At 42.0% G+C, this 14,862-nt stretch carries 17 protein-coding genes, 1 pseudogene and 1 other annotated feature; of the genes and pseudogenes, 2 read left to right on the forward strand and 16 right to left on the reverse strand.

Annotated elements, in window-relative coordinates; genetic code table 11:
- Positions 1-16: 16 nt before the first annotated feature.
- The 7 genes from UP17_RS17510 to UP17_RS17540 form a co-directional block, all read right to left on the reverse strand.
- A complete protein-coding gene (locus UP17_RS17510) occupies positions 17-562 on the reverse strand; it encodes a Spo0B C-terminal domain-containing protein (RefSeq protein ID WP_061464243.1) in 546 nt (181 codons plus the stop codon).
- 544 nt (positions 563-1,106) lie between these two features.
- A complete protein-coding gene (gene rpmA, locus UP17_RS17515; RefSeq protein WP_034308845.1) occupies positions 1,107-1,397 on the reverse strand; it encodes a 50S ribosomal protein L27 in 291 nt (96 codons plus the stop codon).
- 12 nt (positions 1,398-1,409) lie between these two features.
- A complete protein-coding gene (locus UP17_RS17520; RefSeq protein ID WP_061464244.1) occupies positions 1,410-1,742 on the reverse strand; it encodes a ribosomal-processing cysteine protease Prp in 333 nt (110 codons plus the stop codon).
- Positions 1,743-1,755: 13 nt separating this feature from the next.
- Positions 1,756-2,064, reverse strand: a complete 309-nt coding sequence (gene rplU, locus UP17_RS17525) for a 50S ribosomal protein L21 (protein ID WP_034308849.1) — start codon at positions 2,062-2,064, stop codon at positions 1,756-1,758.
- Positions 2,065-2,077: 13 nt separating this feature from the next.
- Positions 2,078-2,161, reverse strand: a sequence feature (ribosomal protein L21 leader region).
- Positions 2,162-2,237: 76 nt separating this feature from the next.
- Positions 2,238-3,707, reverse strand: a complete 1,470-nt coding sequence (locus tag UP17_RS17530; RefSeq protein ID WP_250211850.1) for an Rne/Rng family ribonuclease — start codon at positions 3,705-3,707, stop codon at positions 2,238-2,240.
- A 41-nt stretch (positions 3,708-3,748) separates the two neighbouring features.
- The gene (locus tag UP17_RS17535) at positions 3,749-4,615 is read right to left on the reverse strand and encodes a M50 family metallopeptidase (protein WP_061464246.1); all 867 of its coding nucleotides are present in this window, start codon (positions 4,613-4,615) and stop codon (positions 3,749-3,751) included.
- The gene (locus UP17_RS17540) at positions 4,608-5,357 is read right to left on the reverse strand and encodes a M23 family metallopeptidase (RefSeq protein ID WP_061464247.1); all 750 of its coding nucleotides are present in this window, start codon (positions 5,355-5,357) and stop codon (positions 4,608-4,610) included. Before UP17_RS17540 ends, UP17_RS17535 begins: the two co-directional genes overlap by 8 nt.
- A gap of 284 nt (positions 5,358-5,641) precedes the next feature.
- Between UP17_RS17540 and UP17_RS17550 the strand changes: the two genes are divergently transcribed.
- Positions 5,642-6,085 (forward strand): S1 domain-containing RNA-binding protein, encoded by a 444-nt coding sequence (locus UP17_RS17550; protein WP_053347157.1) that lies wholly within the window; start codon positions 5,642-5,644, stop codon positions 6,083-6,085.
- 144 nt (positions 6,086-6,229) lie between these two features.
- Here UP17_RS17550 and minD read toward each other — a convergent pair whose 3' ends face one another.
- The 9 genes from minD to UP17_RS17600 form a co-directional block, all read right to left on the reverse strand.
- Positions 6,230-7,033 carry a septum site-determining protein MinD gene (minD, locus tag UP17_RS17555; RefSeq protein WP_061464249.1) on the reverse strand — a complete coding sequence of 268 codons (804 nt, stop codon included), beginning with the start codon at positions 7,031-7,033 and terminating at the stop codon, positions 6,230-6,232.
- 2 nt (positions 7,034-7,035) lie between these two features.
- The gene (minC, locus tag UP17_RS17560; protein ID WP_061464250.1) at positions 7,036-7,719 is read right to left on the reverse strand and encodes a septum site-determining protein MinC; all 684 of its coding nucleotides are present in this window, start codon (positions 7,717-7,719) and stop codon (positions 7,036-7,038) included.
- A gap of 116 nt (positions 7,720-7,835) precedes the next feature.
- Entirely contained in the window at positions 7,836-8,354 is a 519-nt protein-coding gene (mreD, locus tag UP17_RS17565) for a rod shape-determining protein MreD (RefSeq protein WP_061464251.1), read from the reverse strand.
- Positions 8,351-9,223, reverse strand: coding sequence for a rod shape-determining protein MreC (mreC, locus tag UP17_RS17570; RefSeq protein WP_061464252.1), 873 nt, complete (start codon positions 9,221-9,223; stop codon positions 8,351-8,353). Before mreC ends, mreD begins: the two co-directional genes overlap by 4 nt.
- A 181-nt stretch (positions 9,224-9,404) precedes the next feature.
- Positions 9,405-10,424 (reverse strand): rod shape-determining protein, encoded by a 1,020-nt coding sequence (locus UP17_RS17580; protein ID WP_061464254.1) that lies wholly within the window; start codon positions 10,422-10,424, stop codon positions 9,405-9,407.
- A 147-nt stretch (positions 10,425-10,571) separates the two neighbouring features.
- The gene (gene radC, locus UP17_RS17585; RefSeq protein ID WP_061464255.1) at positions 10,572-11,246 is read right to left on the reverse strand and encodes a RadC family protein; all 675 of its coding nucleotides are present in this window, start codon (positions 11,244-11,246) and stop codon (positions 10,572-10,574) included.
- Positions 11,247-11,296: 50 nt separating this feature from the next.
- Positions 11,297-11,866, reverse strand: coding sequence for a Maf family protein (locus tag UP17_RS17590; RefSeq protein ID WP_061464256.1), 570 nt, complete (start codon positions 11,864-11,866; stop codon positions 11,297-11,299).
- A 196-nt stretch (positions 11,867-12,062) separates the two neighbouring features.
- On the reverse strand, positions 12,063-13,028 hold the full coding sequence (locus tag UP17_RS17595; RefSeq protein ID WP_155727360.1) for a hypothetical protein: 966 nt from the start codon (positions 13,026-13,028) through the stop codon (positions 12,063-12,065).
- Between the two features lie 306 nt (positions 13,029-13,334).
- Positions 13,335-14,087, reverse strand: coding sequence for a prepilin peptidase (locus tag UP17_RS17600; RefSeq protein WP_061464258.1), 753 nt, complete (start codon positions 14,085-14,087; stop codon positions 13,335-13,337).
- Positions 14,088-14,560: 473 nt separating this feature from the next.
- On the opposite strand from UP17_RS17600, the pseudogene UP17_RS27800 reads away from it, so the two are divergent.
- Positions 14,561-14,860: pseudogene (locus tag UP17_RS27800) on the forward strand (transposase); the annotation flags it as partial.
- Positions 14,861-14,862 lie beyond the last annotated feature (2 nt).

Raw genomic sequence — 14,862 nt, forward strand, 5'->3', positions numbered from 1 at the left:
CTTGCTGTATACTTCTCTAAAAGTTAATATCCATCTTAAAAAATATTTCATCCTCATTACATTCGAGAATTTCAATTGATTGCTCGGCCGTTAATGAACTTTCCAAAAACTCCCTCACTGCGGATTGATCAATGAACCTGCCTTGCATATGAAAGGAACAGCGCATATCGCTCACTTCTTTTTCTTTTTTACTCATAGAAACAGCTAGTATATTTTCAAAAAACGGGTCCAGATTCTTATCCAGAGTTTTAAAGAAATCGTTCGTCCAGCGATACATCAGCTCGTCCATTTCAGCAGAGCCTTCAAAAATATCAATGATTTCATATTCGCAATAAAATGAGCCATTATTCCAATTCGACGTCAGCAACATCTCGGTGAACTTAGGTAAATTCAAACTGGAGAGGCGTGCTTCATTCTGGGTTTCAACAATGATTTCATCAATGATGCCCTTGACACGATCAATTCTATTCAGCTCCAGATTCCCTTTGATGATTTGAATTTTATTCAGCCAGTCATGCCTGGTTTGACGAAGAGTTTCAATAGTCGTCCAATTTTTTTCCATTATAAACACCTTCAATTATGATAAAGAAACTTTTTTCAGCTCTATCATGTTGAATACTTCCATTTGTACAGTATATCAAAAAAACGACAAACAGGAAATGAAGCTCGATTCACATGCCTTCACATGAAAGCCCCCGTCCAAAAAATACAGCCGCACACCCTGAGTTCTTTGGACGATGGTAGAGCCATTTGAACTAAAAAAGAGAATGGGCCTTATTTATGCACCAATTGGAGATATTATAGTTGAATTGGACTGTCTATTCGGTTTAATCAAATGGGAAGGATAATAAACTTGGATTTTCCCCCCTGAAAGTTTAAGAAAGCCCGCCGATTGGCGAGCCTTTTGTAATTCAGAGGTTGTTTTCCTTATACTAATGACTAAAGTCTCCTGCAAAATGCTGGTTATTAATCGTTCCTATAGTATAAATAAAGGGCCAGACCCCTTCTTCACTATATAGCATACCATTATTAAAAATGACGCGGTATATAGTGTCTCGTAGAAGGAATCAGACCCTTTTGAGTCAGCCTCTGTTCAAAGATGCCAATTATGCTTCTTGTGCAACTGGATATACGCTTACTTTTTTACGGTCACGTCCGAAACGTTCGAATTTAACAACACCGTCTACTTTAGCGTATAGAGTATCGTCTCCACCACGGCCTACGTTCTCACCAGGATAGATTTTTGTTCCGCGTTGACGGTAAAGGATAGAACCACCAGATACGAATTGACCATCTGCACGCTTAGCGCCAAGACGCTTAGATTGAGAGTCACGTCCGTTCTTTGTAGAACCTACTCCTTTTTTCGAAGCGAAGAACTGAAGATTTAATCTTAACATTTGTTCCACCTCCTATTGGTTGAGGATAATTTTCATGTATTTACCATAATCACGTTCGATGGTTTGCAGCGATATGAGCATACTGTTCAAAAGCAGCTGAACCTTCTCTTCCGATTCCGGCGAAAGATTCCCCGGAATGACGCAGCGAAGATAGCCGCCTTCCCTACCTTGCTCAATCTCAGGCTCTACGTCCGTTAAGGACATGATCGCATTGACTGCCCCAAAGGAAACAGCCGATACACCTGCACAAACGATATCAGAACCTTTTTTAGCAAAATTAGCATGTCCGCTTAATGTGAACGAAGTAATCCGTTCCTGCGGAGCATCAAAGACAACTTTAATCATCTAGAATCAGCCCTTACGCGTTGATTGCTTCGATAACAACTTTTGTGTATGGTTGACGATGACCTTGTTTTTTACGATTGTTTTTCTTCGCTTTGTATTTGAAAACAGTGATTTTCTTTTGCTTACCTTGTTTTTCGACAGTACCTGTTACAGTAGCGCCTTCAACTAGTGGAGCACCGACTTTCACGTCTTCGCCACCTACGAATAAAACTTTGTCAAATGTAACAGTTTCGCCTGCTTCTGCGTTTAATTTTTCAATGTAAACCGCTTCGCCAGCTGCTACTTTAATTTGTTTACCGCCAGTTTCGATAATTGCGTACATACTTGCACCTCCTTAAATGTCTCAGACTCGCCAATCACAGGCGTTTTACCAGAAAGGCAAAAGCTTAGGACCTGTTGTTGAGCGGTTGTAGCACGGGTGCTACAAACATAACATTAAAATCCTAACATGAAACCGGAATGGCTGTCAATATATTTGTGAGATTTACCCTTCCTTCATTCGAAAGCCCGCCCGATTTCCTGTATGCTCCCGAAGCGCTTGATGGAATAGGCATTCCTGGGACCAGGGATAAAAGATAGGAATAACTTTTTAGCGATCAATTCCTCCAGTGTCTGCCGGTATGATTCCTTTTCACCAAGCAGCACGTCCGCCACCGCTTTACTGACCTCCACCCAGACCGCTTCATCATCCGTCTTCCGATGTTCAAGCAATTCACGTTCCAAACGGAAGGCCACCGTTTCCGGGCTCTCGATTTTACCGATACCACTGCACACGGGGCAAGGCACCGTCATCATTTCACTTAAAGATGGGGATGTTCGCTTTCTCGTCATTTGTAAAATGCCCAGTTCCGTAAAGCCGATTACCTGGATCCGTTTCTCATCCCTCGCCGCTTCCTTTTTGACGATGTCGATGATTTCTTGCGCATGTCGTGATTGGTCCATATTGATGAAATCTATCAAGATGATTCCGCTGATATTCCTCAATCTCAGTTGACGGGCAACCTCTTTCGCCGCAGCCTGATTCACCGCAAACAATGTTGCTTCCTTCGCCACCTTGCCGGTGAACTTACCTGAATTGACATCGATTACGGTGAAAGCTTCCGTTTCTTCAAAAATTAAATATCCGCCATTATCAAGCCAGACGATTTTCTTGGCCATTTTCTCGACTTGCGCTTCCACATTCCATTCAGAAAAAATATTCTTACCAGGTACATGGGATATTTCCCACTCCTTACGGTTTTCCTGTACCCATTTTTTCAATTCCTGATAGGCCTCGAAATCATCGATGGCAAGTTCTCCGGCAGCCGTTCCCGACATTTCAGAAATGATCATATCAAGGTATGTGTCCCTCTCATATAGAAGGGACGGGGCCTTGAGGGACGCAGCCTTAATTTCAAGTCCTTTATAGAGCTCCCGCAATATAGTTAACCTATCCAGGAAGACCGTTTCACTTTCGTTCTCCATCGAGGTACGGACAATCAATCCCTCATCTGGCTTTTTATATTGTAAGGCCGTTTCCCGCCACTGCTTATGCAGATCATCATTTTTGAATTTCTTTGAAACGCCAACATAATCTATTCCATGTATGTATACGAGGGAATCCGTTGAAAACTCGATCAGCCCTGTCAATTTAGCACCTTTCGTACCCGTTTCATCCCGGGCCACCTGAACTAGCAGCTTTTCTCCTTGACGGACATATTGACCGATCGATGCTTTCCCATCGCTTTTTTTTGTCAGCTGGTAAGAGGGAATCTCGTCACGGTGTAAAAAGCCATTCTTCTCTTCACCGTAATCTATGAAGACGGCATCCATACCCGGTAACACCTTCGTCACTTTCCCAAGATAAATATTACCGACCGTACTGCGCTTTTGAGGCGGCATGATTTCAAGTTTACGTAAAACACCATTCTCAAGTACGGCCACTCTTTTTTCGCGTGAAGCTAGGTTCGCGATCATCTTTTTCATCAAAAAAATCCTCTCCTCAATTTGAAGAAAGGATAACATATTTAATAAGAATATAATAGGTCGCCGATTTTCCCGTTTGTCATTTTCTCGGAAAAATAGGCATGAAGGATTTCCGTTTCATCCAACGAACCGCTTTCTTTCCCGTTTTTCATGATGATGACGGGGTGTTTACATCCGCGTTGGAACAGTTCCAGCACTTTATAAATCGGCTCTTGTGAATCCACCGAAATCGGCTTCAGTTTCGCCAAATCATTCGTATGCCCGTAATGGCGCTGCAAAAGAAAGCGGATAAACGCATAATACCGCTGCCGCCATTCCATGACGAGGGACAGACTTATGAAAAAGATGATGAGCCAAATGTTCAAATTGAGCGGATCAAGAATGAGCCAGGTCAAAAAAGCCAGGACAGCGAATGCTGCAGAAAAATGAAGTGTATGTTTCTGCGCTTCAAGAAAGGTACAGTATAGGGAAACACCTATGAAGAGCAGCCGTCCCCCGTCCAATGGCCAGATTGGCAGCAAATTAAAGACCAGCAGCATAAGATTCATATACAAAAAAGGCTGATACAGTTCATAGGAAATAATAGAAAAGAAATAGAGCAAAAAGGCTGCACCAATGAGCCAAACATGTTGAAGCGGACCGGCGAGCACCACCGCCAAATCCTCCTTCAAACTCTTATTTCCATACTCCTCAGTCTCGACAGCCCCACCAAAAGGAAGGAGCTGGATTGACTTTATCCGCCATTTGAAGTGCTGGGCACAGACGGCATGCCCCATCTCATGAATGAAGACAATGAGCAGCAGCATCATCACTTCAACGAAATGGGCAGTGAGGATGGCGATGCCAATGACAAACCACAATGTCGGATGCACCCTGATTTTAAACAGTAATTTCCCATATTCACTCAAATCGAATCACCTTTTTAGGATTGACGAAAGCGTCATTTTCTTTTATCGCTAAATAAAATCTGCCCTTGGATCCGTCTTCACTTACTGTAACCTGTCCGACTTCATTGCCCTTTTTAACGAACTCGTACAATTTCACATCAATGCCTTCCAGCTGCCCATACCAAGATTCACTTTTATTGGCATGCTGAATGACGACCGTCTTTCCAATCCCCTCCTTTTCGCCGGCAAAAATGACTACCCCTTCATTAACGGCCTCAACCTTTGAGCCTTTGCTCGTTTCCAATATGATTCCCTCACCGTTCGTCTCGAAGGTTTGGGTAATCTTCGCAGAAGCTGGCATTGCATATTCTTCATTCGAATCTACAGTTTCCTTACCAGCTTCATTCGGTAAAAAAACAATTGGTTTACCAAACGCACTTTCGTACCAATTGGAGATTGAAGCGAACTGAAATTCCTTGCTCATGTTCTCCGTGACAAAACTTCTGGCAGGGTCAAGCCGCACAGAAGGGTGTTTGAACATCACCGCGATAATCAGGAACAGGCATACACTGGCAAGGACTTTAAAGAAAAAATATTCTTTCTTGAAGAGCGGATGATCTTTCTCGGAATACCCGTTAAATGAATCAACCCCATATGGTTCCTCATTATTGATCTCCGTCCAACTACTGCTTCCTGCCGGTTTATCATTAAACTTACGTCTCTTGGCGATACGATTGCGGATATCTTTCCTCCGATCATCCATTCCAGATTCTCCCCCCTGTTCATGTCAAAGCGCTATATTACAACGTATGAGCAACTTGTCCTGACTATGACGGAGAAAAGTTTTTCTTTCCGGACATCCCCAGGATTTATAAAGCGAAAAAAAATTTTTGAAGGAAAAATCCACCGGAAACTAATGAATTCCTCAGGCAATTTGGGCATCGATTCAGATAATCGAATAATTGAGGAAAAATTCCAATTGATATTGTTCCCCTTAATTTGTTATAATAAAGTGGTTTTAACATTATTGAGGGGGAACGTTTTTTTATGTCAATCGAAATAGGCAGCAAAGTACAAGGTAAAGTAACAGGTATCACTAATTTTGGAGCATTCGTAGAATTACCAGGAGGCTCAACAGGTCTTGTGCATATCAGTGAGGTAGCAGATAGCTATGTAAAAGACGTAAATGACCATCTTAAAGTAGGCGACCAAATTGAAGTAAAAGTGATTAGTGAGAAAGACGGAAAAACTGCCTTGTCCATCAAAAAGGCTATAGATAAACCCGAAGGGCAAACCTCTTCTTATACCAAACGCCCACCACGCCAAGGGGATAGCCGTTCTAAAGATTTTCGTTCAAAAGGTAATTTCCAACCAAAGGAAAATTTCGAAGATAAAATGGTTCGCTTTTTAAAGACTAGTGAAGAAAATTTATCGACTCTTAAACGCAGCACCGAATCAAAACGCGGCGGCAGAGGCGGAAGACGCGGATAACCCGCGCATTCCAGCATATAGATAAGGCAAGCCAGGACATGGCTTGCCTTTTTTATTTATTATGATGGGAATACCCAATAGTTCCATGCAGCAAAAGAAGCGAATGCATAAAATGCTCCCGCTTCTTAATATGGAATATAGAATTTACCGCACGCTAAAGAATTTTTTCAATTTGGACATGAAGCCTTTCGGTTCTCCGCCAATTGGAGTCAAGGGTACAGATTCGCCAAGGATCCTTCTGGCAATGTTCCGATAGGCAAGTGAGACTCTATTGTCCGGGTTATAGGCAATGGGTTCCTTTCTATTCGCTGCCACAATGACTTGGTCATCATCAGGAATGACGCCGATCAAATCAATTTTAAGAAAATCGGCAACTCCATCGATATCCATTTCTTCATCCTCATGAAGTAAATGGCCGCGTATCCGGTTGATGATCAATTGAGGCGGTTCAATATGCTCTTCTTTTTCAAGCAGGCCAATAATACGGTCTGCATCCCTGACAGCCGGTCTCTCTGCAGTCGTAACGATGATCGCCTTGTCCGCCCCAGCGATGGCATTCCTGAAGCCCTGTTCAATGCCTGCAGGGCAATCAATGATGACATAATCATAGTCAGGCTTCATATCGCTTATGAGTTTCCTCATCTGCTCTTCATTCACCACTGATTTATCACTATTTTGTGGAGCTGGAAGCAAATACAGCAGATCCTCGAAATGTTTATCTTTAATAAGCGCTTGGTGTACCTTACAGCGCCCCTCTACAACATCGACCAAATCATAGATGATGCGATTTTCCAATCCCATGATCACATCCAGGTTCCGAAGACCAATATCCGTATCAATCAAGCAAACCTTTTTGCCTAGAAGAGCTAAAGATGTACCTAAATTGGCGGAGGTGGTCGTTTTCCCGACACCACCCTTACCGGATGTTATAACTATTGCCTCTCCCACGATTAGAGACCCCCTTCTAATCTATTTAAATTAGGTCTATATTTCTTTAAAACTTGCAGTTTTTCTATAATGATATTTTCTTCTTCATCCATGAAGGCACATTCCAAGTCATGTCCCCATTTCGTATATTGGTCAGGAGATAAATTCACTTGTCCAGCAATGCGCAGCTGGGCAGGCTTCATGACAGAGGCAGCTATTATGGCCTCATTATTCCCTTTATATCCGGCATGGGCTATTCCCTTTAGCTGACCCATGATATATATGTTGCCGCCCGCACGAACCGTTCCGTCGGGGTTGACATCGCCAATTAGAAGTAGATCACCAGGGACTTCAAAAACCTGTCCCGACCTGATCACCTTGGTCACGGTCGTCACTTGGTTTTCATCTTTCCAGCGTTTCGCTTCTTCCTTCGTCAGGACATTCGAAATCATCTCATCAACGAAAAGCTTCTTTTTTTTATGGATGACCTCTTTAATCTTTTCTTCTTGTTTTTCATCAAGATAGCGGTTCCCTGTATGTACTTTTACGGAAATGGACGGGTCATTTTCTTGAAACTGATAGTTTGCCGAAAGCTTCACTTCTAACTCTTTCAATAACTCGGAAAATGAGCAAGAATCATCGAGATGAAGCATAAACCCGTCTTTTGTTCCCTTAATCATGACATTTTGCTGAATTCTTTTATTCATGACGTTAGTTTCACCTCAATGAAATATAATTCGACATAGGAAAACAAATTTCCTTTTTCTACGTACACGGAAAAGAGAAAATACATTCTCGACCTGCTTTGTAAGACACAGGAACGTTAATCCGTTTCTCTTTGCAAATCAAGCTTTTCAAACATTCTTTTTAAAGGATAGCAGCTGATAATAATGAATGCGAGGTTCAATAATAATGTCGGCAGCAATCTGCGTTCCGCAAATTCACCGAATCCCATATCTGCAAAAGAAAGGATGACATTCATCTGAAAGATGACAACCTCTAAAACTGCCGTAAACAAAAGCGCCGTCAGGCAGGAAACCAATAAACTATTTTGCAGGATTTTCATGCATTTCGATATCAGATATGCAAGAAAAGGCAACAGGAACATGTAAATCCCCAGGATTTCCGTATACACGACATCATAAGTCAACCCAAGAATCGCTCCATAAAGCATACCCATTTTCCTGGATCCGTACATGGTCAGGAAAAAGACGAAAATCATCATGAAATGGGGAACGAGGATTTTATCGGACCCGAATGCATCACCAGCGAATATCTGGGCGAAGATGCTTTCAAAAACGAAAAAAAACAAGGCTATAAAAGAAAGGATGAAATATCTCACTTAGCTTCATCCTCCCCATCACTTTCTTTCGGTACACCGCCCACTTCACGCTGAACGACCATTACATTATTAATATCATAAAAATCCGTCGAAGGTTCAATATATGCGGTTTGGTTCAATCCATATTGATCCACTTTGACATCGACAACTTTCCCGATCAGCAAACCTTTCGGAAAGATCCCTCCATAACCTGAAGTGATGACCAATGAATTTTTCTTGATCTTTTTATCATAAGGTATCCGTTTCATCAGTAAAAGGTTCTTCTTATCATCGAAGCCTTCAATCAAGCCATATGCTTTATCATCACCTTGAACGATGGCAGAGACACGGTTGGCTTTATCGATCGAACTTAAGAGTTGAACCGAAGCCGTGAAATCCGTCGCTGTTTTCACCTTACCGACTAACCCTTTGGATGTGATGACAGCCATATTTTTTTCTACCCCATTACGCTTCCCTTTATTAATCGTCAGCATTTCATGCCAGCGGTCAGGATTACGTCCAATGACCGTCGCCGGAGTGGGTGAATACTTCCGCAGGTCATCTTCTTTTTTGAGGTTATCGCGAAGGTCTTCATTTTCTTGTTTTAAATCTTGGACTTGGGTTTTCAATAATACATATTCATCCAAGCGGGCTTTCAATTTTTTGTTTTCCTCGTATGTATTTTGAAGGTCTTTTAAGCCCCCTACAAAACCTGTTATACCCGATACCGGCTTATTAAACACATTTCCGACCCAGCCTGTCGTATCTTTCAGGAATTGCTCCGGCCATGTCAACTCTTCTCTCTCTCTTAATGAAAAACCGATCAATGCCACGAGAACGATAATACTAACGAGCAAGAGAAGGAGCTTTTTATTAAAAAACTGTGGCATGATAATTGCACCTCTATATCTAAAATATATAAAATCTAAAATCTCTAAAATTTACACAATCGTCTTGTTCATACAGACCAAAAAAACAGCTATAAATGATTATAATGAAACAGATAAACATAAGAAAAACCGGCTCAAAATTGCACCTTTTGTTGAGCCGGCCCTATTTGAGAAGTAATGCTTATCGCGAATCTCTTGATTTAGTCTTGAACAAATGAATGTGGTCCAACGCTTTACCCGTTCCGATTGCAACACAATCCAGCGGATTTTCAGCGATGATCACCGGCATTTGCGTTTCTTCACTGATGACTTTATCCAAATTGCGCAGTAAAGCACCCCCGCCTGTCAGCACAATGCCTCTATCCATGATGTCAGCTGCTAATTCAGGTGGTGTTTTCTCTAGAGTGTTTTTCACGGAATCCACAATTGCAGAAACTGTGTCGCTTAATGCCTTGGATATTTCCTCAGCTGTAATTTCGATCGTTTTCGGTAGTCCAGTCAATAGGTCACGGCCGCGAATTTCCATGTTATCTACGCCTTCCGTGTCTCCAGCAGAACCAATTTCCATTTTGATGGCCTCAGCAGTACGCTCACCGATCATCAAATTGTAGTTCTTACGGATGTAAACGATAATGGCATCATCCATTTCATCACCGGCAATACGGATGGATTGGCTTGTTACGATTCCGCCAAGGGAAATGATCGCCACCTCCGTTGTTCCACCGCCAATATCAACGACCATGCTGCCTGTAGGCTCCCAAACAGGAAGGTCAGCCCCGATCGCTGCTGCAAACGGTTCTTCGATAGGATATGCATCACGGGCTCCAGCTTGTCTAGCTGCATCGATGACTGCGCGCTGCTCAACTGCCGTAATTCCGGAAGGCACACAAATCATGACATATGGCTTATTACCGAATACGCCCTTCTTTTGAGCTTCCTTCATATAGTACTTCATCATGGTAGCCGTCGTTTCATAATCGGCAATCACTCCATCCTTCATAGGACGTAGGGCAACCACGTTACCAGGTGTACGGCCAATCATGTTTTTCGCATCGTTTCCGACTGCAACGATTTGCTTTGTATCTGTTTGCACAGCTACAACCGATGGTTCACGTACTGCGATTCCTCTTCCTTTCACATATACAAGCGTATTCGCCGTTCCTAAATCAATCCCTATATCTCTAGCGCCAATTCCAAACATTATGGTATCTCCCTTTCGTAAACAAAAATGCCTTTTATAAGTTCAAATAATAATTTGTCGTTTTTTGACAATAAGAGTTTTGAAAAAGTTTCCTCTTTTAAAAATCATAAACAATATTATATCGTATCGTCAAAAATTTTGATAGTGTCATAAATAACCTTTTTCCTTCAAACTAACATATTTATGTTCCCCGATAATGATATGGTCCAATACTTCAATCCCGATTATTTTACCACATTCGACTAATCTTTTCGTCACTTCAATATCTTCTCTGCTGGGAGAGGGGTCTCCGGAGGGGTGGTTATGAAGACAGATGATAGAGGCAGCGGACCTTCTGAAAGCTTCTTTAAAAACCTCACGCGGATGAACGATTGAGGCATTGAGGCTACCGATGAAGACCGTAGTTTTTTGAAGCACTTGATTTTTCGTATTTAAATAGAGACAGACAAAATGTTCCTGTGACAAAAACCGCATTTCTTCCATGCAATAATTGGCTCCATCTTCAGGAGATCGAATCACATAACGGTCTTGATCATTCAATTTGTGAATCCTCCTGCCAAGTTCGACAGAGGCCAGTATTTGAATCGCTTTCGCTTCACCAATCCCTTTAATCACCGTCAGTTCTTCCACTGAGGCTTCTTTTAGCAGACGCAGGCCCTTGAAGGAATTGATGAGCCTGCCCGATAGTTGCAGAACGGATTCTTCCTTTGATCCCGTCCTCAATAACAGAGCAAGCAATTCTTGATTGGATAGACTTTGCGGTCCGTCCTGCAGAAACCTTTCGCGCGGCCTCTCTTCTTTCGGGTAATCCCGAATTAACATTTTTGATCCACCCTTTCTTGGAAAAAGGGGAGATGCCAGAGGGAAATCGTTTATGCTAAGTCTGCCTGCATCGCTTTAAGTTCACGGGCCAATCTTGAGACCGGAAGCCCGACGACAGAGAAATAGTCCCCTTTGATTTGTTTGACGAGAAGAGATCCATATCCTTGAATCCCATAGCTGCCAGCTTTGTCAAAAGGTTCCCCGCTATCCAGATAACGTTCGATTTCAGCTTCTGGCAGCTCCCAAAATGTCACTTCCGTCTTTTCTGCGAATACTCTGCGATGCTCGCCGAATAGGATGGCGACACCTGTGTATACTTCGTGTGTCCGTCCTGATAACATTTCCAGCATTCTTTTTCCATCTGCCCGGCTTGCCGGCTTCCCCAATATCTCACCATCAAGGACAACAACGGTATCCGAGCCGATTACCCAGTTTTCCTGAAATTTCGCTGCGATGGCTTCCGCTTTACGGGAGGCCAAGTCTTTCACCGCAGCATCCGGACACATGTTTTCATCAATACTTTCATCGACATTGGAATTCATGCTTTCAAAGGGGATTTGAAGAAATTGTAGAAGTTCTTTACGACGTGGTGATGAAGAAGCTAAAATCAATGGCTGCATAATTAAAAAGTCACCTTTCTTTACTAGGGAGATACATATCTATCCTATCAAATAATGGTCCAATCCACAATTATTGTTTACTAGGAATCGACAAATGCCCGAAAGTATTTCCCGGAAAATAAAAAAAGGTGTCAGCAGATAGTTTCATATTGGGAGCCTGTCCCATTAGGTAGCTCCCCTTTTTCTTTACTTAACTTTATATATTTTGGTAATTCAATAAAAAATCAAGAAGACTTTCTTGAGCCTGAAATAGCTTTTCTTCGTTTAGGGAAGTCTCATATTCGTTAATCGACTTTGCCGCAGCCGTCAGGTCATCGTTCATTTTTGAAAACTTCGGTGATAATTGCCCTCCCTTCAGTTCATCCAGGTTTTTTTTCAGGGTTTCTCCGTTTACCGTCCCTTCCTTTCCGCGAAGCTTTGTTGCAGATATTTCTGCCAATGATGTATATACTGCCTTCATCTTGTCAAGGGTTTTCTCTTCTTCCTGGCTTGTCCCAGCCGCTTCAAAATTGATTTCCTTCCAATATACGTCTACATCATAGGACTTTAAGAACAAGGCCAGCTCCTTACTTGCAGTGAGACTCTCTGCCGATCCCAGGAATAAATAATAGCTGTCTTCCAATTTGAAAATTTCAGCTGGAACCTGCTTTCCCATGATTTTCTTTTGGATTTGCCTTGCCGCATCCTCGCTGCTGAATACACCACCCTGTACAAGAAATGTCTTTAGCTGGGTTCCTGGTTCATTTGCTGCCGCTTTTTTATCTTCAACAGTGGCTCCCTTTGGAATCGAGGTCCCGACCGAAGAAACTGCGGCTTTTTCCTTTGTAATCGTTTTAACGGCGATCAAGCCAAGAATCGATCCAAAAAACACTGCACACATGACAGCGATCATGAATGCCTTGATCGGTCTATTATCCGGGCTTTTCAGCGAACTAGTCCCAAAACCGATTAGCTTCGGCATTTTCTTCTTTGGCGGTGAGGGAATCAATACAATCTTGTTTTCATTTGAATCCTCAGGGAGTATCCATTCGAAACTCTCATCTGGCTGTTCCAGCTCCTCACTCGCCGCCTCTTGGCTTTCCATCTTATTTTTATCGGCAAATACTTTTTCTTCCCCATTTATTTTAATCGTGACGCCTTTGCTTTTTTCCGTCTTGCCCAATTTTTTTCCTCCCCTCCAGATCATTTTTTTCATCCTAACATAGAGGCAAAAAAAAATAACAAGACTTTTGTCGTCTTGTCATTAATAGGTTTCGTCAAATTTCCCTATTCATATCGAGTTAAACAAAAGGAACTTCCAGGCACTGGTGCTTCTGGTCCATGAACCGTTTAATAACGCCATACACCAATTACATATATACCTCTTCCATGTCATCTTCACTTGAAGCCAAATGGGGATAGTTCCCTAATCCTCATTGTTCAGGTGTTTTTTGACAAATTACTCTTGAACTGGGATGGTCCTTTAAGCTCATCTTAGAAAAGTTACATACCAATGTAAAAGGGAATCGCCCCAAAAATAAGCAGTCAAAGTCCCCAAAACGATATATGGCCCGAAAGGAATCAGTGTTTTCTTTTTTAGAACCCCGGTTAGCAACCCGATGATTCCAAGGAATGCACCATAAAAGCACGCAAAAAGAAACGATAGCAGGACCATCTTCATTCCCAGTACAAAGCCAATCACTGCAAATAGTTTGATATCACCGCCCCCCATGCCTCCCTTACTCACCACAGCGATTAATAGCAGCAGGCTAAAGCCAATCGCTGCCCCGACAATTGAATCCCACCATGGAGACAGCGGAAATGAAACTCTTAGAACCGTAAAAATCGCCATAAAGAAAAGCAGTATTTTATCAGGAATGAGCATATAGGCTACATCAGACACGAATATGATCATAAATAATGAAATCAATGTCCAGCCAACCCAGAGTTCGTCCGACCAGCCAAGAAATATGGGAGCTGTGGCAAACAAAACACCGGTCAGCATTTCCACTGACGGATAGAGGGGGGAAATCCTTGCTTTACAGCCCAGGCATTTTCCGTATTGCATCATATAAGAAATAACCGGTATCAACTCGATGAATGTCAATGTACGCCCACAAGAAGGGCAAGCAGAGCGCCGATTCGCAAATGAATTACCCGCTGGAACACTTAAACCGACGACGTTAAAGAATGAGCCTAAAATTAAGCCCAAGACGAAGAGATAGATATGGATAGCCATCATTTATACAAATTGCACGAGGATTCGATTGCTTTTCTTTGAAACCCTAATATAAAAGTCCCTTCCGCTATATAATAATCACTTGGTTTCTTCATGATTTTTCATTCCTCCCGTCATTTTAATAAGTAGATCCTACTATTCACCAGTCATATAGAATCAATATATAAACATATTTTAACAAATATACTTGGTGAATTGTTATCAATCACTCTATTAGAGTTTTTTCTTTTCAAGAGACTTTGTTAACAAGAGAAAAGGACCTTTGAAAGATCCTTTTCTCAGACTGTAGACAAACTCTCGATGAAAATAGAGCTTGTCTACAGTTTTTTAGGGGTTTGTGCAATGAGCGTAGGCACTCCCTTTGCGCCTGCGAGTCTCGTACACCCGCTCCAATCAACTTTGTTTTAACTTATAGATAGAGCCCTTTTGCCTAAAGTCTTTATTGTTTTAAAATAGACTTGATAAAACTTGAGGTGATGAGGATGCATCCTATTAAGCGTGACCAACTTGAAATGATTACTTTAAATCAACTAGTGCCTGCGAACCATTTGGTTCGTAAAATTGAGGCTGCCATTGACTTCACTTTCACTTATGATTTGTTGAAAGATTTGTATTCAGAGATAGGACGCCCAAGTATTGATCTAGACTTTCATTCAATATAACTTCGGTCAATGCGTAAAACAATTGAAGAAGTTGAAACAAATATGGCTTACCATTGGTTCTTATGCTTTGGTTTCCATGATAAAGTGCCTCATTTCTCAACATTCGGGAAAAATAA

It is taken from the genome of Peribacillus simplex, from assembly GCF_001578185.1.
GTDB classification, from domain to species: domain Bacteria; phylum Bacillota; class Bacilli; order Bacillales; family DSM-1321; genus Peribacillus; species Peribacillus simplex_A.

Coding starts and splice junctions, on each gene's coding strand:
- UP17_RS17510 (WP_061464243.1), bottom strand. CDS start 562: ATGGAAAAAAATTGGACGACTATTGAAACTCTTCGTCAAACCAGGCAT.
- rpmA (WP_034308845.1), bottom strand. CDS start 1,397: ATGTTAAGATTAAATCTTCAGTTCTTCGCTTCGAAAAAAGGAGTAGGT.
- UP17_RS17520 (WP_061464244.1), bottom strand. CDS start 1,742: ATGATTAAAGTTGTCTTTGATGCTCCGCAGGAACGGATTACTTCGTTC.
- rplU (WP_034308849.1), bottom strand. CDS start 2,064: ATGTACGCAATTATCGAAACTGGCGGTAAACAAATTAAAGTAGCAGCT.
- UP17_RS17530 (WP_250211850.1), bottom strand. CDS start 3,707: ATGAAAAAGATGATCGCGAACCTAGCTTCACGCGAAAAAAGAGTGGCC.
- UP17_RS17540 (WP_061464247.1), bottom strand. CDS start 5,357: ATGGATGATCGGAGGAAAGATATCCGCAATCGTATCGCCAAGAGACGT.
- UP17_RS17550 (WP_053347157.1), top strand. CDS start 5,642: ATGTCAATCGAAATAGGCAGCAAAGTACAAGGTAAAGTAACAGGTATC.
- minC (WP_061464250.1), bottom strand. CDS start 7,719: ATGAATAAAAGAATTCAGCAAAATGTCATGATTAAGGGAACAAAAGAC.
- mreC (WP_061464252.1), bottom strand. CDS start 9,223: ATGCCACAGTTTTTTAATAAAAAGCTCCTTCTCTTGCTCGTTAGTATT.
- UP17_RS17580 (WP_061464254.1), bottom strand. CDS start 10,424: ATGTTTGGAATTGGCGCTAGAGATATAGGGATTGATTTAGGAACGGCG.
- radC (WP_061464255.1), bottom strand. CDS start 11,246: ATGTTAATTCGGGATTACCCGAAAGAAGAGAGGCCGCGCGAAAGGTTT.
- UP17_RS17590 (WP_061464256.1), bottom strand. CDS start 11,866: ATGCAGCCATTGATTTTAGCTTCTTCATCACCACGTCGTAAAGAACTT.
- UP17_RS17600 (WP_061464258.1), bottom strand. CDS start 14,087: ATGATGGCTATCCATATCTATCTCTTCGTCTTGGGCTTAATTTTAGGC.